The sequence below is a fragment of the Methylorubrum zatmanii genome (assembly GCF_014845115.1).
GTDB lineage: Bacteria > Pseudomonadota > Alphaproteobacteria > Rhizobiales > Beijerinckiaceae > Methylobacterium > Methylobacterium zatmanii.
Genome location: NZ_NKUI01000200.1, coordinates 1 through 20294 on the forward strand (window position 1 = coordinate 1; position 20294 = coordinate 20294).

The window sequence follows — 20294 nt, forward strand, 5'->3', positions numbered from 1 at the left end:
GCGGGCCATACGTTTTGCCGCGCCCGCCGCCTTCTGGTGAGCCCGAACGTTGCTGCCGTCGAGGAAGACCATGCCCAGCGCGACGCCGCGCTCCTGCACGCGATCGAGCAACCGCTCCCACACTCCGGCGCGTGCCCAGCGGATGAAGATCTGTGCCGCCTGCCACCAGGGCCCCAACTCTTCGGGGATGGCGCGCCACTTCGCCCCGTTTTGATGTCGCCAGAGGATCGCAGAGATCGTGCGCCGAAGCTCCTTGGGCGGTGTCTTGGCCTTCGGGCGACAGGCCTCGATCAACGGCTCCAACTCACCCCACTGTGCGTCTGACAGCATCACGTCTCCTCATTCGAAACCGAGAAAACGCCAAAATTCGCAATCCGTTCAGGCGACGACAGGCCCTAGGTCAGCTGGTACGGGATGGAGATGTCGAGCCCCGACATGTCCGCGTCCTGCACCGACGGCGAGATGGTGCCGAACGAGGCCGCTGCGTTCAAGGTGAGGAGCGCGTTCGTGGCGAGGAGGAAAGACCCGTTCTTCGACCCGGCCGGGACCTTCTCAAGCAGCGTGACCTCATCCGGCCAGAGCTTGCCCTCGAAGCCGGAAACCTGAGCCGACCGCGGGCGCGCCGCTTCGTAGGCCTCACCCTGCGGGTCGCCCCAATTGGACGAGGCCGACCTGCGCGGCACCGGACCTTGTGAGCAGCCACCACCACTCCTTGCTCTCCGCCATGCCCCTCACTCTCCCTTCCATGGCTTGGCTAGCACGCATGTCATGAAGTCTCTGATCGCCGGGGCGGGCTCGATCGGCTCGGCGCTACGGCTGCGGAAATGGCCGACCACCAGGATCGAGGATCGCTCCAGCTCCTCGCGGATCTCCTTGACGATGCGGCCGCCCTCGAACTCGACGACTTCGACCGAACGGAAGGTCCGCCTGACAGGCGTCGGCTTGCGCTAAGCCACGGCGCTTCTCCCTGCGCTGGGCGAGCCCATCCCGGACGAGGAAGGCGGCGAACGCGAAGACTGGGGCGCCGAGGAAGAGCGCCTCCAGCAGGTCAACGTGGAGCACAAACATCAGCGAGGCCTATGGCGGGAGAGGAGGAGGGCCACGCCGATCGCGAGGCCGAGGGGCACGCCCACGGCGCCCGAGATCACCAGGACGTGGATCGTGGCGGCCTTCACCAGCCGAGGCCTGCCTGCCGCTCGCGCCGGGCGAGCTCGTCCTCGAACAGGTCGACTTGGTCCTCGACGTGCTCGGCCCACTCCGGATACTGGCGGTAGCGGCGCCCCTCGCGGTCGGCGATGGCGGCGGCGAGGCCCTGGCGGAGTTCGTCAAGCGTCATGCCGTCGACGCCCCGGTGGCGGGCGTAGGCCACGTCGGAGCGCTCCAGCATGACGCGCATGCTGCCCTGGGAGGCCATGGCCGGGGACGGGACGGCGGTGCCGTCGAGGACGGCGTGGCGGACGTGATGATCGACCCGGCCGCGCAGGTCTGAGGGGGACACCTCAAGCATCGGGGCAACTCCTGTGATCCCGTGATCTCAGGAGCGTAGCAGCGTGCTCGGATTCGACTGGGCGGCGAGCTCACTACGTCTTGGTAGTCAGGTCGAGTTGCCTACCCGCAACAGCCCTCAGTGGACGACGCGGTCCTCGATCGGGGCCTGAGCCGGGGCGCCGACCCCGAACTCGGCGAGCGCCCGGGTGAGGTCCTCGCGTGCCTGTTCGACCTTGTAGACCTGCCCCCAGGTCGAAAGGGTCAGCACCCCGGCTTTGTCGAGGAGGTGGCGCAGCGCGGCGACCGCGGCCGGCGTCGTCGGGTCCATGCCGGCGCGCTCGAACGCGGCGTCCCATGCGGCGATGACGTCGTCGAGGCTGACGTGCTCGACCACGGTTGAATCGCCGCCGAACGCGTTCGGGATTCGGGTGAACTTCGACTGCATGCCTACCTCTGCCCCCGGCGTGCCCGGTGCTCCAGACGGTCGGTGAGCTCCTGGGCGAGCCGGTCGGCCATCGTCGCCGCGGCCGCCTCAATGGCCCGCTCCCAGCTCAGCGTAGCGTTCGGCTGGTACTCGACCTTCGGGGTGCTGAGGAAGAGCATCCGAGGCGCGTCAGCATTGACGACCTTCGGTACGGTCACGGTCTTGCCAGAGGCCCGGGTGAACGAGGTCAGGGGCGCGGTGCGGCGCCTCTCTTTGATCGCCTTCGCGACCGTCTTCCGGCCGATGGCCGCGACCACGCAAGGCGGCCGGGCATAGAGGCCGGGGCGGTCGTAGAAGCCGTGCTGCCGATGCGTATCACTCGCCTTGAGCTCGAAGACGCCCCAGCGCGCAGAGCCCTTCGTCGACCCGGCCGTGTTGCGGGTGTACCCGGCGGCCGTGAGCCGGGCGATGTTACGGGCGTCGCGCGCCAACACCTTGCCGGCCGCGCTCAGGCTGCCGAGCCCGGTGTGCTTCAGGTTCGAGCCGACCGGGACGCGGACCGAGGTCTGGTCCCCGAAATACGCCTCCACGCCGACGTCGCCACCGGTCCTCGTTTGGGGACCGGACCCGAACGAATACTTGAGCCAGATCGAGGGCAGGTCCTGCACGAAGACGGTCGCCTGTGCCTCGCCAACCGAGGCGACGCGGTTCAGCAGGTCGCGGTCGACCGTGTAGTGAAGGGCATCCCTCGTCGACTTGTTGGGGGCGTCCCAGATGTTCGGGATGTCCCGGCGGAAGCGGTTGGCGCCGTCGATCACGACGCCGGTGAGGGCGTAGTGGAACGCCCGCGGGAACCGGTCCGCCGCGAAGGCCTCGAAGGCCTCGGCCGCGTCGCGCACCGCACCGGCTACATCGATCCGCACCCCCAGCCCGGACACCGGACCCTCCTTAGAAAAATGGCCGCCGGAGTTTCCTCGACGGCGGCCTCTCAGTTTCCAGCCTCCATGATCCAAGCCGCAGGCAAAGCCCGTCGCGAGATCCACAGGGACAGTCAGGATTCTAGCTGGAACCCGGCGAGCCACAAGAGTCGCCGGGGCCACGGACGAGGATTTCCGTGTCGCAGCATGGGCCTAGGCGACGACGGGGGCCGCCGGCCGGGACAGGGCGGCGCTGAGCCGAGCCCGAACTGCCGCGTCGGCCTCGGGCCCGAGGGCGGTGCGGGCGGCCCGGACGACGTCGACGAGCGGCAAGGCGGGGTCTCGGTGCCCCGCGGCGCGCAGCTCCTCGTGCTTCTTGACCAGGGCGTCGACGATGGCGTCGGCGACGCCGAGGCGGGCGCGCAGGTCCTCGACCTCGGCGGCCGTGGCCTGCAGGGCCAGGCGCTCCGCGTTGCGCCGATCGCGCGATGCCTGAGCCCGGCGACGGGCGCCTTCCTTGCGGCGGGCTCTGCGGGCGGCGGGGGCGACCTTGGGCTGGGGCACGTGCGGATCTCCGGAGCGTGACGTACGCGGGATCGTCCGCCTGCGCGTGGCAAGGCACAACACCCTGAGCACGTGCGGCCGCTCCGCCGCCCCTCCAGTCATGAGTTCGGGAGGGGGCCGCCCGGCCGCCCCCACACCATTCTTTCCCCGCCTCCGTCGGTGCCCGGGCTGCGCAGCAGCCCGCAGGCGCGACAGGCCCGCCGGGAGGGGAAATCCCATGGCCGAAGGCCCCTAGCCGACCTATTCTTCTTAAGAGGAGGATCGACCGCCGTCCGAAACCGGCCTAAGTCGTTGCTCGAAAGGGCAAAACGCAGTGGTTGATCCGTTATCAGTGGATGCCGATTTCTTCACTCGAACAGGTGTGGGCAAATCGCTGTTCGTGAATGCCAATTTCTTCCCTCGCGGCCTTGTTCCGCCCATGCGGGGGTGACACCCTCGGGGAGCTGGAGGCCCGATGCCCGACCCCTTCCTCGTCCCCGTGTCCCGCCGGTTCGCCGCTTCGCTCTCCATCATCGACGGCCCGGCGACGAGCCTCGACCTCGCCCTGTGGCTCGGGGCCGTCTCGCATGCCCTGAGGCTGGAGGATGAGCCCGCCGAGGGGGAGTTACCGCTCCGGACGGCGTGGATCCTGGAGGATGCCGCACCGGTCTCGATCTCCGGGCGCACCCTGCTCGCCGCCGCGGGCGTGCGGTCGCATGGAACCCTCGTGCGCCCCTTCGAGCGTCTCGCCGAGACGAACGTATCGCTCGGCGGCCGCAAGGGGCGGACGCACCGGCTCTGGCACGGCTGGGAGGGGGATCCGATCGATCGGATGACCCCGGAGGAAGTGGGGATCGTCTCGGGCGTCGCGCTGGCATGGGGCATGATCCACGGGCAGGCCTGGCCGGTGGTGGCCAACGTGACCGCGATGGCCCGCTTCCGCAGCCGTTTCTCGGCCGTCATCTACCTGCGCGCGCTGGCCTGGATGGCGGGGGCCGGCACGCCGACGACATGGAAGCGCACGGCGCCGGGGGACCACGTCACGGTCACGATCCCCATGCGAGATCTGGCCCGCGCCATGGGGACGAGGCAGCTGCAGGGGATGGGGCCCTGGAACGCGAAGGCCTTCGGGACTGGCGGACGGGGCGGCCCGGTGCACGATGATCTCAAGAGCGCCGGCATCCTGCTGCGGACGAAGTGGAACATGGCCGGGACGGGCGCCCGGCGAGTTCCCCTCTCCCTGGAGGTGCGGGCTTCGCGAATCGGTGGGGCGGGCAAGACGCCTCGCGAGCTCCGGCCCGCCCCCCGGCCTCAGGCCTCGGGCAGGGCCTCGTCGAGGTCCTCGGCCAGGGTGGCGGGCGCGCCGACGCCGTAGCGGGCGGCGATGATCCGCACCGCGAGGCTGACCGTCCCGTCCTTGCGCGAGCCGCCCGTCGCCGATTCGAGCCGGGCCCAGTTGATCACGTGGATCCGCCGGCGCTGCAGGGCCGCCTCGACCTCGGCAGGGTCGGCGTCGAGGTTGAGCCCGGAGAGCTCGTGCCGGATCCAGGCCATCATGGCCTCGCGGTCGCGGGCCTCCTGATCGACGTAGGCTTGGCGCACCTCCTCCGCGGACGAGCCGACCGGCAGGCCGGTGAGCTTGTAGTCGATAGCACTCGGGGGCCGGGTGCCCGAGGGCCGCCGCTCCGAACCCTGCCAGAGCACGTCGACCTCGACCTCGTCGGCGAACTCATGCTGCTCGATCCCGTGCTCGCGCCGGATCGCCTCGCGCAGGGGCGTGAACGGGTCGTCGTGCCACATGACGATCGAGGCGTAGACCCAGATCCCGCCTCGGATCCGGTAGCGGAGACGCATCGTGCCGCGGGCCTCGGCCGACCCCTCGACGTCGAGCTTGAGCCGCCCGAGGGTGGCCGCGGGTAGCGTGCCGTCGGGGCGGCCGCCGAGGTCCTCCCGGTGCTCCCAGCCCATCGTCGTGTCGAGCAGGCCTCCGGCGGCGCGGGCGATCTCCCAGGGGCGATCGTCGGTGTGAGGGCCGTTCGAGAGCAAGTCGTCCATGTGGCAGATCTCGTCAACGATCATCCCCTCCGGCACGGCGGAAGTCGCGACGTAGATCACGGGCGGATCGCCGACGCGGTGCACGGTGCGCAGCCGGGCGGCGAACTGCTTCACCTCCTCGTCGCGCGTCTGCCGCTGGACGATCTGGGCCCAGGTCCCGTCGTAGACGGTGTCGGCGATTGCGACGTCGGAGCCGTCCCGCATGGCGATCCGGCGCTTGTCGCGGAGCGGGCGCAGCTCCTTGCCCTCTGCGTCCAGCCCGTTGCCGAACCGGTCGACGGGCTCCTCGGGGCAGGCGTCGTCGTATGTCAGGGCAGCGACCTGGGCGTCGATCGCGCGCACCGGCGGCTCCATCCTCCCGATGCAGATCGCGGCGACGTGGTTCTTCGCGAAGTCCAGGCCCCGCATGGCGCCGTTCCAGACAAAATCGACGTTGTCCGGCTTGTACCAACCGTGGCGCAGGATGAGCTGGATCGACTTGTTGCTGCAGACGAGGATCTTGCCGTTGCCGTGGACGGCGGCGAGACGGGTAATGATTTCGCGCCACGTCTGGACGTGTTCGGAGGCGTCCTGGATGTCGTCGTCACGGGTCCCGCGCCCCGGGTCGAGGCTGCGGTCCGAGAACGTGCTCCCGGTCACGAGGACGACCTGGGAGTGATTGGGCGCCGTCACCGGCAGGACCTCGATGACGCGCCCGGCCCAGACCTTCTCCACGATACGGGGCTCGGCCGAGGCGTCGAGCATGAGGATGGGAAGCCCTTCGAACGAGGGGGTGCCCCGCCACGACATGCGCACCAGCGGCTCCTTGCCCTCGTCGCGCAGGACCTGCAGGCGGTAGTCCTTCGCGCCGGTGGCGCGGGGGGTGGCTTGGGGCTCGTCCTCGTCGAGGGCCATCGCCTCCAGGCGCTCGACGACGATCGACCAGAACCTCCTTTCTTCCCACAGGCCCTCCGACCGGGGCGCGGTCGCCAGGGCGGTCGCGGCTGCCTCGGTCATGCCGGGGGCGACGGATGCGGCGGCGTCGTCGGTGCGCGAGCAGACGATCTTCGCGGACCGGGCGTAAGCCAGGCCCCGGCGGTCGCTGGGAACGGGGCCGCGGTGGTCGTGAAGGGCGCGCAGGGCGCCGGCGACGTCGCCCTGCTCCAGCTGGGGCATCACGAGGTCGACGGCGGCTTTGCGCTCACCCGTGAGGCCGTTCTGGAAGTCCTCCCGCATTTCCCGGGTGACGGTGCCGTGCCTCTCCCGCAGCGCCGCGTACTCCTTGTTCACCATGCGGGGGGTGGCGTGCATCAGGTTGAGGAGCCGCAGCGGCATCGGCTTCTCGCTGTTGTCCCTGAGCAGGCCCGAGTACGGCCTCTCGTCGACGAACAGGCCGATCAGGGCGTCGGAGAGCGCCTTCGGGGCGTTCACGGCGAGGTAGGCCGAAGCCAACAAGATCACGTCGGCAGTGGCGACCTGCGCGAGCGTCGCCTGGTACTCGCACTGGTCCCAGAAAGGGCACCGGCGCTCCTCGTACTGGGGCATCTCGCCGGGGACGGTGACGGGCAGCTGGACGCGGGCCTTGCACAGGCGGTCCGCCCCGATCTTCGCCTTGTCCAGGATCGCCATCTGCTCCTTGAAGGCGCAATTTGTCCGGGCCCGCCCCTTGAAGACCACGACCTTCAGGCCGTGGCGCTCGGCCTCGGCCTTCGAGGTCGCGACGTTGCGGTCCCAGTCCGCCCGGGCCTTGGCCTGGGCATCCCACGCCACCTTGTCCTCGATCGCCCTGGACAAGTTGTCCTCGATGTTGGCGTGGCTCGGGGCGGCGAATCCCACCGGGTAGCCCAGCGGGCCCCGCTCCGCCTTCGCCCGGGCCATCGCCTTCCAGAAGGACCGCGTCTTGCCCACGCCGGCGTCGCCGAGCAGGATCTGGATGATGCCGGCGTCGAGCTCGACCTTCTTGCCCGCCCGCTCCAGCCGGCCGCGCTCGGCGGCACGACCGTAGAGGCGGTCGATGACGAAGCGGTACTCGTAATCCTCGACCTGCCGCACGGCGGCCTGCGCGGCGGCGATGCGGGCGTCCTCGTCCATGACGAGGGCGCGCTGCCGGGCCCGCTCAGCGTCGGCGCGGGCGAGTAGCTTGTGCCTGGGCTTCGACCCCGAGAGCACGCCCTTGCGGAAGGCGCGCGCCTTCATGTGCGCGAGCGCGGCCAGGGGCGGCGGCTGGATCGTCTCGATCGTCTCGGCCTCGACGGGGGCCCGCTCGACGCGGCCCTCGACGTCGACCGCGATCGCGTTGCCGGGACGGATGCGCCTGAAGGTGCCCCGCTCGATGCAGTCGGAGATCTGCCGCGCCACCTTCGATTCGATCTCGCGGCGCAGGAACTCCGGGCTCCACTTTCCGCTGACCTCGGCGCGGGCATTGAACTGCTGCTCGACCAGGGCGCACAGGTTCCGCTTGCCGAGCTCGCCGGCGCGAGCCGCAGCCTCGTTGGCGCGAACGGTGGCGCTGGCTAGGCGGAACAAGAACTGCTCGCGACCGTCGACGACCTTGGCGTCGATCTCGTTCCACTCGTCCTCGCCGCCGAGCTCGGCCGGGACGTGCAGGCCGGCCTCGGCATCGTACGTCCAGGTCTCCGCCATCGCGAGCCGGCCGGTGCCGGCCTTGAGCGGCCGCAGGGCGTTCACTGCGTCGAGGAACTCGTCGATCTGGTCGCGGGTGACCTCGCGCGCCTCCTCGGGCGGGGCGACGTGCGGGGACCGGTCGAGCCAGAGGAAGTATTTGCCGGTCTTGTGGTGCAGGCCGAAGAAGGTCACCGGCGCGCCGCGCGCCAGGATCTCGATCATGTGCCCCTCGGGGCCCTGGAGCCATAGCTTCTTTTGGCGGATCAGGGCGTCGCTCTTCGCGGTGGCCGCGCCGGCCTCGCGGTAGATGAGGATGATGCGAGGGTCCCGTCCGACGCGGCGGAAGGGGGTGTAGCCGAGGATGCTGTCGGCGCGCTCGACGATCGCAAGGGACAGGTCGAGGTCGCCGACGTCGACGTCGATCGCGCAGGTGTGGGCCGAGCTCGGCCCTAGGATCCCGGCGACGTTATGGGAAGGGCAGAACGTGACCAACTCGCGCAGCTCGCGATCGGTTGGGAGCCGGGTCTGCAGGGGCTTCCACGGGAACGAGGTGCCGTGGACCTTGCCGGGGCCGCGGCAGTCGTCGCGGTTCTGCGGAAAGACGCTCCAGCCGAGCGCCACCAGGTCCGGCGCGAGGGCGCCGAACATCGGCGCGTTGATCTGGTGCATGCCGCCGATGACGGGCAACGAGCCGGTGGGGGCGGCGGTCTCCTCGACGACCGTGAAGGCGCCGAGGCGGGGGTCCCGGATGTGCTTGCGGACCGTGTCGAGGCAGATCATGCGGGAGCTGCGCCTATGGAGATCGTAGGGGACGGACGCTGCCGAGGCAGCGAGGCTGGAGGGCGGTCCGTCGTTGTGCTCCCGGAACTAATCCGACGCGTGCGGGCCTGCCTTTGAACATCGAAGCGTGAAGGCATGTGTCCCACAAGCCCTAATCCGCAGCTTCGCGAACGGAACGTGAATCAATAACCTGGACGGATTTTCGGGTTGATTGCTGCCTCCGGTCGCGAGGCGGCAGGCCGCAACCGAGCAGCGCTCGGGCTCTGGGTAATTTCCCGGTCCAACAGGGAAGGGCTATCGGCTGGCTACGCCGATACAAAACGCGGTCCGGCGGAAACGCCGAACCCCCATGCTGGCGGACGGGTTCAGAGCACTGGCCTCCGGCAGACTACTTGTCTCTGTTAACGTTGTCGCGGGTGGAGTTGTCGGGATTGTCGCGGGCGTATTCCCGCCCGTTGACCTTAACGACGTGGCTGTCGGGATGCTCCCCGCGCTTGATCTCCGCGACCACGTTGCGGCGAGGGACGTTCTTGCGCGATCCGACGTCGTAATGCTCGTTGCGCCCGCCGGGCCCGTCGTTCCTGCCCTTGATCTTCGACATCAGCTTTCTCCCACTGTTCTGCGGCGGCCATCAAAACTCAATAGAATTGTTCGAACCGCACATGGTGGGCCAGCGCCGCCGGCCGATAGGGAGCGGTCCCCTCGCATTGGACCACCGCGGCAAGGCGGAAGCGCTCGTCGACGCTCGGGTGCACCGTCGCGTCGGGTTTGATGTCCCGGTCCTTGGCCTCCCAGGTCCTGCCCTGCGCCCAGCGCCGCACCCAGCTCGGCACCCACGAGGCCGAGACACGCGCCTCGATGGCGTCCCGCATGCCCGCCACCTCGCAGTGCTGCGCGCCGGCAGCGGACGGGTGCAGGTGCAGTCGCGGGATCCGCATCACCTCAACCGGGTGGCGCGGATCGGCGACGGGCGGCATCCCGTCCACCTTGTGCCCGTCCGGGACGCCGACGGCCTGTTCAAGCATCCACCGGAGCGCGATGTCTGACAGCCGGGACTCTGTCTCGTCGTAGCTGCCGCCGATGTCCGAGTGGTTGCCGGCGAACCAGAACTGCCGGAACTGGTCCGGCGCGCCGGGCGCCCGCGGCGCCGCCACCTCGGTCGGCCCCCACTTCACGCGATCGAAGTTCTTGCGCCGCTCGTCGATGGCGATCGCCGCGCGGGCATAGCCGACCTGGGCGCTGAGGAGGCGATCAAAGTTTTCGCCCTTCCACTCCGCCACGTGGCTCTTCGACTTTCCCGGCTCGGGCCAGTTCTCGATGGTCTTGGTCTTCGCGGCGACGACGCGCCGCTGCACCGCCCCGGCAGCCGCGAAGGACGCGGCGACGAGGATGGCCGCGGTGATCAAGTCCGCTTTCCAGAAGGGGCCGTCGAACAGGTAGGAGATGCCCCCGACCAGAGCGGAGGTCACGGCGATAGCGATGCCGAGCTGGATGACGATCGCGGCCGCCAGGCCGGCCTTGATCAGGGTGCGCTTCGGGCCGGCAACGCCCAGCGCGGCGACCGTGTCGAAGGTACCGATGAAGTAGGGCTCGACGTTCGACTTGCCGCCGCCGTCGAGGTGGTTCGAGCCGTACCGCGCCCGGAACCGCCGCGAGAGCTCGTGCCGCTCCGCGTCGAAGTCCGCGCGCGGGTGGCCGGCGCCGTGCTCCAGCACCGTCTCGACCGCTTCGCGCGCGATGTCACGCGTCATCTTGCGGAAGCGCAGCAGCGGGCCGGTGGCGCCCTGCGTGGGCACCCCGCAGTACATCAGGAGGTTCGCCACGCACCGGACCGTGTAGGCCCCTCGGCTGAAGCCAATCAGGTAGATGCGGTCGCCCGGCTCGTAGTGGTCGATGATGAAGCGGTAGCAGTCCGCGATGTTCGCGGTTATGCCGCGCCCCGAGAGGGAGGCGGCCATCTTCTGCACGAACCGCACCGGTGCCGTCAGCGCCGTGGCGCCGATATCGGTGCCGAGCCCCGGGTCGTAGAAGGCGACCTGCTCTGCCGGGTCGATGCCGCTCTCGGGCCCGACCTTGCAGACGCGGTACATCTTGTAGACGTTGCTGATGCGCTGCTCGGGGCGGACGCCGCCGTCCTGCCCGGTGCCGTCGGAGAAGACCACGATATTCTTGGGCATCCGCCTGCCTCTGGAACGCCGGAGCCCGGGACGGGCGACAGCTGTCTTGGCGTCCTGGGCAGCGATGCCGCCCGGGACGGATTTTCAGATTTTGGGACGCGCCCGCGCTTGGCTCAGACGACCGGGCATGGGGTGTACGGCTCGACCTCTTCGGCCAGGAAGCTCCGCCGGATCTCGCGCCCGGCGCCCTCGACGAGGACCCGGGCCATGGCCGGCAGCTCCGCCTTCGCGCGCAGGTAGTCGTCCAGCGCGATGGGGTTGGTGCTCTCCGGCGCGTCGATGCGCGTCAGCCGATCACGACCGATGAGCAGGCCCGCCTGCCCAAGGGCGTTGTGCGACTGCGCCTTCATGGCCGCCTGGATGACACCGCGCCACTGGATCATGCCGCCAGAGGTCTTGTTGGCGTCGACCTTGAACGCGGTTTCCCCACAGCCGAGGCTGAGCACCTGAATCTGGCCGCGGTCGATGTCGAAGCAGGCGAGCGCGTCAACCACCGCGTTCATCGTCGGATTGTTCGACCACAGGCCGCCGTCGACCATCACGTAGCCGTTGTTCGACAGGGCCTCGAAGTAGGTCGGGGCGGCCGCGGTGCTCAGGGCGACCCTGACCATGCGCTCGGAGCGGTCCTTCCTGTAGGCGGGGTGGTGGGGCGTCTTGAAGACGAACGGCTCGCCGTGGAACCCCTCGAAGGCGGGGATGCAGAGCCGGGTCCGGGCCTCGCCGAAGGTGGTCTCCCCGAAGATCCGCAGCAGCTCGTCTTCGAGGGGCTTGCGCTCGTAGACGTAGCGGTAGCGCTGGCGCACGAACCGGGTGAGGCGCTCGATCCGCGACGGGGGCGGGAAGATGTTGCCGCCGCGCTCGACGTAGACGTCGCGGATCTCGCGCGCCGTCAGGCCATGGGCGAGCGCGAGGGCGATGATGCCGCCGGTCGAGGTCCCGGCGATCATGTCGAAGTGCCGGGCGACCGAGCGCCCTTCGAGGAAGCGGCCCTCAAGCTCGGCGAGCACCGCGGCCGGGAGGATGCCGCAGATGCCGCCGCCGTCGACGGAGAGGATCCGAAAGGGCCGGTCCTTGGGCCACGGCAGGGGCTGCCGGCGGTCCTGCTGGGTGCCGTCGGAGCGGCGCGGGGGAACATAGCTCATCGTCCGGCTTCCTTGGCGGCGGGGGGGGCGGCGTGCCGGCCGCCCCCGGACCACCGTCCGGTCGCGCGCCAGCCCTCGTAGCAACCGAGCCAGTCGAGGGCCCAGGGGATGGTCGTCTCGGCGATCAGGCGGAACGGGGTCCACTCGCCGGTCTCGTGGTCGAACAGGCAGAGAACCGGGTCGCCGGCCCGATCGACGTAGACGTGGGGCAGCGAGCCCTCGCCGTCCCCCGGGCGGCGCCGGAGGGCCGGCGAGATCACCCGGACCTCGGGCTGCTGCCGCAGGGGGGCGATCCGCTCGACGACGAGGGGGACCTGGTACGAGACCCGCACCTCGTAGGCGAGCATGAAGGGCTTGAGCGTGCCGAGCCAGGTCGCCGCCCGCTCGGAGCGCTCGACGAGCCGGAACGACGGCCAGGAGGCCCGGATGGCCCGGTCCTGGTCCGCGATGGAGGGGAAGACGCTCACCACCGGTGCCCCCCGCGAAAGGTGTGGGCGCTCGCCCGGGCCGGCGCCGCGGCGGCCGCGCCGCCGAGGCCGACCAACGCCGGGCGGCTGGGGACGTAGAGGCCGCCCCGCGGCGTGTAGGCGTGGAGCCCCGACTGGACCGCTCGGCCGGTCCGGTCGTTGAAGCGGCGGACCGAAGTCGAGACCACGTGGCTGCCGAAGCGCTCCCGCAGCCACTCCTGTATGTCCTCCAGGCTCGAACCGTGCTGCTTGATCCACGCGAGGCCGTCCGCGAGGTCCGTGAGCTTGGCGGCGTACTCGTCCTGCTGGGCGACGTTCTCCGGCCAGCGGTCGGTGAAGCAGTCCTCCGGGTGGACGGGGTTGACCACCCTGATGGGCTCGCGGCGGGCGCTGGCCGCGCGCAGGGCGCTCGCCACCGTGCGGGCGAGGCGGATCACCATGTCGGTGAGCGTCAGGCCCGGCTGCGAGGCCTGCCCCGCGAAGCAGGAGAGCATCACCGAGGGCGGGATGCGCCCCGTGGCCCCGGCGTAGGCCACGTTGCGGTGGCGCTTGAGCAGCTGCAGGGCGACGGTCGCCACCGCCTTCACGATGATGGGCACTTGGTCGAGGATCTCGTCGACCTCGGCGTCCGCCCGCACCTCCATGCCGTAGGCCTCGTGCAGCCGCTTGTTGAAGGCGGCCGCGAACCGGCGCTCCAGCGGCGTGCGCGCCCGGTACCATTCGGCGAAGCCGTACGCGTTCATCGGCACGTGGAAGTGCTCCGACGCGGGCTTGTCCGGGTGGGCGTGGAAGATGTGGCTGACCCGTTCCGCGCCGTGTCCCAGGCGCACCGCCGGGGTCACGTCGACGTGCATCCGGTCGGCGTAGCGCACGGTCACGCACCGGGTCTGGCGCTCGACCTTCTGGCCGGTCGGGTACCCCTCCAGCGAGCGGTACAGCAGGTCGAGCACCTCGTCCGGATCGGCATGCGGATCGAGGTCCAGCGCCGCGACGATGTCGAGGTCGTACTCGTCGTCCGTGCCGCGCGTCGACGTCGTCGCGTCGATGGCCATGCTGCCCTGCGGATAGAAGCGCAGGATGCGCCCGTTCAGCGGGCTGCCGGGGCGTTCCGCGAAGTCGCGGATGGCCTCGTAGCGCCCGCCCGCCTTCGCGTGCAGGCCCGGCGGCAGCTGCACCGAGATGGCGATGTCGGCCATGACCGCGTCGAGCGCGCTGGCGAAGGGGTCAATGTCGGGGGGGTGTCGGAAGTGGTTCATGAATTCGCTCCTTGGCTGGACGCTCGTCGAGGTTGAAAACCCCTGCGTCCGTGGCATCCTGCCGAGGTATGCCGGCCAAGCTCGCGTCTCAGAATTTGGCCGGCACGGATTCTGAAAATTGCGGGCGGGGGGCATAGGGGATGTCGGTCGGACGTTTGGCCGGGCGGCCGGCTGCGGAGGCGAGCCGGGGGCGAACGGGTGGGCGATGACCTCAGCCCGGAGGAATTCGGGGCGGCCTACCGCGACCTGTCGTGCGACGACCGCAAGAAACTGGTCGTCATCGCGAAGCGGTTGTGCGGGGGCACCACGCTCAACCCGGGCGACCTCCTGAACGAGGCGATCTGCCGGACCCTGCTCGGCACGAGGCAGTGCGGCCGGGAGCTGAACGTCGTCGCCTACCTCGTGGGCGTGATGCGCAGCCTCGTCTCGCACGAGCGGGAAAAGCAGAAACGGTCGGTCACGACCGACGACGCGGATGAGGTCGACGCCCACATGCGCGCCCGGCTCGGCGAGAAGCCGAGGGCCGGGAGCGCGGAGGACGCCATCATCGACGCCCAGGAGAGGGCGAGGATCATCGGGGAGGTGTTCGAGATGTTCCGGGACCAGCCGGAGGAGCTCGCGGTGCTCGAAGCCCTCCGGGACGAGATCGCCGGCAAGGCGCTGCGGGAGCGCACCGGGCTGGACCAGGGCGATCTCGACTATGCGAAGAAGCGCATCAGGAAGGCGCTCTCCCTCCGCTACCCGAAAGGATGGAGATCATGAACCGAGAGACGACCAACGACGAGAGGTTCTTGGACGCCCTGGATGACCTCTACATCGAGGGGATCTTGGCGGCCTCCCCCGAGGAGCTCAAGGCGGAGCTGCTCGCCATCGGGGAGGACCCGGACACCCTCGTCGCCATCGCGGATGCCGCCTTCGAGCGCGCCCGCGCCGCGTGCGTCGCCGACACATGCCCCGCCCCAACCGCTGCAACACCGGCCGCGTCGGCGACCGAAGGCGGGATCGACCCCTTCGCCGTACGGGCCGACGGAGGATTGCGCGGGGTGGCGCGCAGCTTCGGCTGCAACCTGAACTTTCTCGGGCGGCTCAAGGACCGGCTCATCCGCGTCGAGGATCTGAGTGCCGGGTTCCTGGCACGACTGGCCGAGGCGCTCGGGACCGGCGCGGACGAGCTTGCCCGCTTCCTCGCGGGGCCTGCGCGGGTGCCCATGGCCGCGCGGTTCAAGGCGGACGGCAAGCCGGAGGCCGTCGTGAAGCAATCGCTGGCCGAGGCCATCGAGAGCTCGGGTCTGAGCGACGAGCAGAAGCGGCACCTGGCATCGCTTTAGGAAGGACATCGCCGCCGTGGACGCGTTCGAGGTTGTCAGGTCGAGGGCGGCAGAGGTCCACGCGGCCGCAGTCGAGGGGGGCGCCGATCCGCTTCGCCCCTTGGATCTCGTGGTCGCGGCCATCGATGCCCATGAGATCGATCTCAGCTGGCTACGCCCCGGCGATGCCTACCTTCGCGGCGGGCGCGGCCTCTACGATCCGACCCTCCCGGCCATCGCCTGCGAGGACCGGGGGGACGCGACGGCCAAGGCATTGCTCGCGGGGCACGAGCTGGGACACGCCGTCCTGCACGATCCCGACGACGTCATCGTCGACGGCGACATCGACCCGAGCCGCGCGGTGGAGGCCGCCGCCACGGGCGTGGAGAAGGTCGAGGGTTACGGGCGGCGCGAGCGCCGGGAGTTGCAGGCCGACCTGTTCGCCCGCGAGCTGGTGCTTCCGCGGGCCTTGGCGCGCCGCCTCTTCCTGGAGGATGGGCACGGTGCCGACGACATCGTCCGCCTCACCGGGCTACCCCAAGCCCTCGTCTTCCAGCAGTTGGCCGATTGCCTGCTGCTGCCGGAGCACCGGCCGCGTGCCGAGCCCGGTGCCGGGGCCGGGCCCCCGCTCGACGACAGCCAGCGGGCTGCCGCCTTCCACGAGGGTACTCCGTTCCTCCTGCAGGCGGGTCCCGGTACGGGGAAGACGCGCACGCTGGTCAGCCGCATTGAACGGCTTCTCGACCGGGGCGCGACGGCATCCGAGATCCTCGTCCTCACCTTCTCGAACAAGGCGGCGGGCGAACTCGTCGAGCGGTTGACCGCCCGCCTTCCCGAGGCGGCCGCCGCGGCCTGGATCGGCACGTTCCACGGCTTCGGCCTCGACGTCCTGCGGCAGTTCCACGATCGCGATGGACTGCCCGACGACCCGCGGCTCATGGACAAGGCCGACGCCGTCGGCATGCTCGAAGATCTGGTTCCGCGGCTGCCGCTCCGTCACTTCCGGAACCTTCACGACCCCACGCTCGACCTGAGCGATATCCTCGCCGCGGTGTCGCGGGCGAAGGACGAGCTCACCCTTCCGGACGAATACCTGGCCCTTGCCGAGCGGATGGCGGAACGGGCCGGCGACGATGAGGATGCGCGCCTGCGCGCCGAGAAAGCCGTCGAGGTCGCGGCGGTCTACCGCGTTTACGATGCCGAGATGCGGCGGCTCGGCCGGCTCGACTTCGGCGACCTCGTCATGCGGCCGACGCTCCTGCTGGAGCGGGACCGCGGTGCCTTGGACATCCTGCGCGCCAAGCACCGCCACATCCTCGTCGACGAGTACCAGGACGTGAACCGAGCGAGCGTCAGGCTGCTCAAGGCGCTGGCGGGCGCGGGCGAGCGGCTCTGGGTCGTTGGCGATTCCCGCCAATCGATCTATCGGTTCCGCGGCGCCTCCTCGGCCGGCATGACGGGCTTCGAGACCGATTTCCCAGGCGCCCGGATCGGGCGCCTGACGGTGAACTACCGGTCGTCGGCGGAGGTCGTCACGACGTTCTCGGCCTTCGCGACCGACATGGCCGCCTCGCGCGGCGTCTTGCCGCTCGACCTCACGGCCCACGCGGGGCCCGCCCAGGCGCGCCCCGAGATGCGCAATGTCGATCGCCCGGAGGACGAGGCTGCCGCGATCGCCGCCCGCATCCTCGAACTGCGGCAGGCGCACGCTGTGGACTTCCGGGATCAGGCGGTCCTGTGCCGAGGCAACGCCCGCTTGGCCGCGGTCGCGGCGGCTCTCGAACAACGAGACGTTCCGGTGCTGTTTCTAGGCAACCTGTTCGAGCGCAACGAGGTCCGTGACCTTCTTGCCTTGCTGGCACTGCTTGTCGATCCGAAGGCCGGCACCCTGGCCCGGGTCGCGCGCATGCCCCGGTACGCGATACCGCTCGAAGATGTCGGCCGCCTCCAGAGCGTCCTCGCGCGGTGCGAGGAGCCGATGGGATGGGCGACGGAGTCGGCTGCCCTGCTCGCCCCTCCGGGGGCGACGGCGCTGGCGAACCTCCTCACCGACCTGCAGGGTTTGAGTGCGGCCAGCCATCCCTGGGAGGCGCTCTGCCGCCTGCTTTTCGACCGCCGGCACCTGTTGCCCGAACTTCGGCCGCCGCTTCGGCCACGGGACCGGATGCGGATGGTAGCACTCTGGCAGTTCCTCGCATTCTGCCGCGACCTACCGCAGGGTCAGGGGCTCGCGATCCAGCGCTTGCTGGACCGCACGAGGCGCTTGGTTCTCCTGTCCGAGGAGCGGGATCTCCGCCAGATGCCTGCGGCCGCGGCCGCGATGGACGGGGTCCGCCTGATGACCGTCCACGCGAGCAAGGGCCTGGAGTTCGAGGCCGTGCACATCCCCGGCATGGTCGGGCAGGGATTTCCGAGCAGCGGCCGGACCCCACGCTGCCCGCCCCCGGACGGGCTCATCGTCGGCGCCGAGGGCTTGTCAGGCTTGGAGGCGGTCCGGCGCGGGCACGCCGAGGAGGAAGAATGCCTCTTCTTCGTGGCGGCGTCCCGGGCGCGCCGCCACCTCACCCTCCTCGCGGCGCGCTGCAAGGCGAACGGAAGCGGCCGCCCGCTCTCACCGTTTCTCGATAAAGTCGCCGAGGTCGTGCGGGACGTTCCCAATCCTCCGCTGCACCTGCGCGAGGCGCCCGAACCTGACCGACACCGGATCGGCGTCACGTGGGAGGGACCGCCCTCCTTCACCGCCGAGCAGATCTCTCTCTACGACCAGTGCCCCCGTCGCTTCTTCTACACGCACGTGCTGGGCGCGGCCGGCGGCCGCCGCTCGACCCCCTTCGTCAGGATGCACGACGTGGTGCACGAGATCTTGCGCTGGCTCCGGCAGGACGTGCGGAACTGGAGCCTGCCGCTCGAAGCGGTGAGGGCCCGCTTCGACGAGGTGTGGTCCGAGAAGGGTCCGACGGAGGGATACGCCGAGGATCTCCGCCGGATGGGCTTCGAACTGGTGGAGGCGCTCGTGCGAACCCGGGAGGGGCATTCCCCCGGGTTACGCGAGCCCGTCACCATCGATCTCGGCGGCCTCGACCTTGTCGTGTTGCCCGACGAGGTCCGCGGCGAGGGGGCGGCCACGATTTACCGACGGGTGCGGACCGGCCGGAGGAGGAAGGAAGAGGAGGACGATCTCGTCTACACCGCCTACCTCATGGCCGCCGGCCTGCGCCACGGCGCGGGTGCGAGGGTGGAGGCGATCCACCTGAGCGGGGACGGCGTCATGGACGTCCCGTTGACCCCGAGGAAGCGAACGAACCGCGAGCGGAAGCTGCGCATCATCGCGGAGGGCATCCTCGGGGGCGAATTTCGCCCCGATCCGGACGAGAGGGCCTGTCCGCGATGCCCGCACTACGTGACCTGTGGGCCTGTCCCAGCCGGCATCCTGGCAGCTCGGAGCCCAAACGAAGCGTAGGTGATCTCCGCCTGTGGTGCCGCCGATTCATTGTAGAGGGGATATCATCCTTTCGGCATAGCGATACTGCCAAGTCCGAACCTAGTAGCCTCATCGTCATGGCCGCGCGGGTCAGAGACGACCCGGGTAGATCCAACGAGCTGGTCGACGGCGTGGTGGATGGCCGAGGACATAGAGGTCCGGACCGCGGGCGTAGATGAGGTCGCGCAGGTCAGAGACGTCGCACCAGCGCAGGTGGCCGTGCGGGCCGGGTAGGCTGTCCTGGTGCGACGCGTGATGGATGACAACCACAGTCTGGCCGTCGTATGGGCGAACTTCGGTCGCTACTTCGAGCCGGGAGAAAAGAACGGCTACGCCCGCAAGGCCGGCTGAGCGCGCAGCCCCGGCATCCCTCAGCAGCCCGGCTCCGCAAAGGGTGAGGGGCGCCGTGTGCCATCCGTGAAGGTTAGGGATCGGCGGACGACGCCGGGAACTAGAGCCGGTCCCACGCCGCTTGAGACGGGTTTGCGGGTAGCGCGTTGGTGGGTGAAGGAGTTTGCTCATGCCTTCACCCCTGTCTGTGGACCTGCGCGAGCGTGTCGTGGCTGCCGTGGCGGCGGGGGCTTCCTGCCATCGCACCGCAGCCCGCTTCGGGGTCAGCGTGTCGAGCGCCAGCCGCTGGTCGGAGCGCTTCCGCCACGAGGGCCAACTCGCCTCCAAGCCGATGGGCGGCGATCACACCTCGAAGCGAATAGAGGCGCATGCCGGGCTGATCCTGAGGATCTCCAAGCAGGAGCCGCGTCTTTTCCTGCGCGAGTTACGCGATCGGCTGGCTGAGCAGGGCATCCAGACCAGCACGAGCGGCCTGTCGCGCTTCTTTGCCCGCCACGGGATCAGCTGGAAAAAGGGGCAACGTACGCAGCTGAGCAGGAGCGCGCGGACGTAAGAGCGGCTCGCGAGGCGTGGTTCGAGGCACAGCCCGAGTTCGATCCGGATCGGCTGGTGTTCCTGGATGAGACGGCGGCTGCCACCAACATGGCGCGCCGCTATGGTTGGGCTCCGTGCGGTGAGCGCTGCCGACTCGCAGCCCCGTTGGGCCACTACAAAACCACCACCGTCACCGCCGCCCTGCGCACCAGCGGGCTGTGTGCCACCGCGCTATTGGATGGCCCCACGAACGGCAGGCGCTTCCGCAGCTACCTCACCGAGACCCTGATCCCGGTGCTGCAGCCGGGCGACATCGTCGTTATGGATAACCTGCCGGCCCACAAGGTCGCCGGCGTGCAGGACGCGATCGAGGCCGCAGGAGCGCGATTGCTCTACCTTCCGTCCTACAGCCCTGATTTCAACCCGATTGAGCAGGCCTTCGCGAAGCTGAAGGCGCTGCTACGCAGCGCGGCAGCCCGCACGATCCCGGATCTCTGGGCTGCGATCCGCCAGGCATTCACGCGCTTCACTCCGCAGGAGTGCCGCAACTACCTCGCCGCAGCTGGCTACGAAGACGACTTGGCCGTCGCTACCTGACCGGGAACAGCTCTAGGCGTCTCGTATGGGCGGCGCAGATAGGCCTCGCCGCCATGATGCGCCGGGTTCCCGAGAGGGGCGAAGGCCGGAGTGGGGATGCGCCGGCTCGGACATCGGAGGTGGTGGGCCGATCATCCGTATCGCCCCAGATGTGACGTCCCCCCATCGCTT

Annotated in this window: 17 protein-coding genes; 5 read left to right on the plus strand and 12 right to left on the minus strand. The window is 69.8% G+C overall.

Annotated elements, in window-relative coordinates; all coding sequences use genetic code 11:
- The 6 genes from MZTS_RS20860 to MZTS_RS20885 all read right to left on the minus strand — a co-directional run.
- On the minus strand, nucleotides 1-330 hold a 330-nt coding region (locus MZTS_RS20860), incomplete at its 3' end, for a transposase (RefSeq protein ID WP_192285269.1).
- A 65-nt stretch (nucleotides 331-395) separates the two neighbouring features.
- Entirely contained in the window at nucleotides 396-683 is a 288-nt protein-coding gene (locus tag MZTS_RS20865) for a hypothetical protein (protein ID WP_192285270.1), read from the minus strand.
- A 488-nt stretch (nucleotides 684-1171) separates the two neighbouring features.
- Nucleotides 1172-1507, minus strand: coding sequence for a hypothetical protein (locus MZTS_RS20870; protein WP_009863754.1), 336 nt, complete (start codon nucleotides 1505-1507; stop codon nucleotides 1172-1174).
- A 117-nt stretch (nucleotides 1508-1624) separates the two neighbouring features.
- Nucleotides 1625-1933: a hypothetical protein gene (locus MZTS_RS20875; protein WP_192285271.1), complete on the minus strand. Its 309-nt coding sequence runs from the start codon at nucleotides 1931-1933 to the stop codon at nucleotides 1625-1627.
- A 2-nt stretch (nucleotides 1934-1935) separates the two neighbouring features.
- Nucleotides 1936-2850 (minus strand): hypothetical protein, encoded by a 915-nt coding sequence (locus MZTS_RS20880; RefSeq protein ID WP_192285272.1) that lies wholly within the window; start codon nucleotides 2848-2850, stop codon nucleotides 1936-1938.
- 192 nt (nucleotides 2851-3042) lie between these two features.
- Nucleotides 3043-3393, minus strand: coding sequence for a hypothetical protein (locus MZTS_RS20885; protein WP_192285273.1), 351 nt, complete (start codon nucleotides 3391-3393; stop codon nucleotides 3043-3045).
- 454 nt (nucleotides 3394-3847) lie between these two features.
- On the opposite strand from MZTS_RS20885, the gene MZTS_RS20890 reads away from it, so the two are divergent.
- Nucleotides 3848-4747 carry a hypothetical protein gene (locus MZTS_RS20890; RefSeq protein ID WP_192285274.1) on the plus strand — a complete coding sequence of 300 codons (900 nt, stop codon included), beginning with the start codon at nucleotides 3848-3850 and terminating at the stop codon, nucleotides 4745-4747.
- Here the strand turns inward: MZTS_RS20890 and MZTS_RS20895 are convergent.
- The 6 genes from MZTS_RS20895 to MZTS_RS20920 form a co-directional block, all read right to left on the minus strand.
- The gene (locus tag MZTS_RS20895) at nucleotides 4684-8811 is read right to left on the minus strand and encodes a bifunctional DNA primase/polymerase (protein ID WP_192285275.1); all 4128 of its coding nucleotides are present in this window, start codon (nucleotides 8809-8811) and stop codon (nucleotides 4684-4686) included. The genes MZTS_RS20890 and MZTS_RS20895 overlap by 64 nt on opposite strands.
- A gap of 388 nt (nucleotides 8812-9199) precedes the next feature.
- Nucleotides 9200-9412 carry a hypothetical protein gene (locus tag MZTS_RS20900; RefSeq protein WP_009866856.1) on the minus strand — a complete coding sequence of 71 codons (213 nt, stop codon included), beginning with the start codon at nucleotides 9410-9412 and terminating at the stop codon, nucleotides 9200-9202.
- Between the two features lie 37 nt (nucleotides 9413-9449).
- Nucleotides 9450-10988, minus strand: a complete 1539-nt coding sequence (locus tag MZTS_RS20905; RefSeq protein WP_192285276.1) for a DUF2235 domain-containing protein — start codon at nucleotides 10986-10988, stop codon at nucleotides 9450-9452.
- Nucleotides 10989-11101: 113 nt separating this feature from the next.
- The gene (locus MZTS_RS20910; RefSeq protein ID WP_192285277.1) at nucleotides 11102-12130 is read right to left on the minus strand and encodes a CBASS cGAMP-activated phospholipase; all 1029 of its coding nucleotides are present in this window, start codon (nucleotides 12128-12130) and stop codon (nucleotides 11102-11104) included.
- Entirely contained in the window at nucleotides 12127-12597 is a 471-nt protein-coding gene (locus MZTS_RS20915; protein WP_343068821.1) for a type II CBASS E2 protein, read from the minus strand. Before MZTS_RS20915 ends, MZTS_RS20910 begins: the two co-directional genes overlap by 4 nt.
- Entirely contained in the window at nucleotides 12594-13853 is a 1260-nt protein-coding gene (locus MZTS_RS20920; protein ID WP_192285279.1) for a nucleotidyltransferase domain-containing protein, read from the minus strand. The genes MZTS_RS20915 and MZTS_RS20920 overlap by 4 nt, the downstream gene beginning before the upstream one ends.
- 198 nt (nucleotides 13854-14051) lie before the next feature.
- Between MZTS_RS20920 and MZTS_RS20925 the strand changes: the two genes are divergently transcribed.
- From MZTS_RS20925 to MZTS_RS20940, 4 genes are all read left to right on the plus strand, one after another.
- On the plus strand, nucleotides 14052-14615 hold the full coding sequence (locus MZTS_RS20925) for a hypothetical protein (RefSeq protein WP_009863526.1): 564 nt from the start codon (nucleotides 14052-14054) through the stop codon (nucleotides 14613-14615).
- Entirely contained in the window at nucleotides 14603-15181 is a 579-nt protein-coding gene (locus tag MZTS_RS20930; RefSeq protein WP_192285280.1) for a hypothetical protein, read from the plus strand. The genes MZTS_RS20925 and MZTS_RS20930 overlap by 13 nt, the downstream gene beginning before the upstream one ends.
- A gap of 109 nt (nucleotides 15182-15290) precedes the next feature.
- Nucleotides 15291-18620, plus strand: a complete 3330-nt coding sequence (locus MZTS_RS20935) for a UvrD-helicase domain-containing protein (RefSeq protein WP_343068822.1) — start codon at nucleotides 15291-15293, stop codon at nucleotides 18618-18620.
- Between the two features lie 541 nt (nucleotides 18621-19161).
- Nucleotides 19162-20123, plus strand: a protein-coding gene (locus MZTS_RS20940) for an IS630-like element ISMex30 family transposase (RefSeq protein WP_085985055.1) whose coding sequence is annotated in 2 segments (ribosomal slippage) — nucleotides 19162-19510 and nucleotides 19510-20123 — 963 coding nt in all. Because the reading frame shifts where the segments join, the coding sequence is not laid out codon by codon here.
- The last annotated feature ends 171 nt before the right edge of the window (nucleotides 20124-20294 follow it).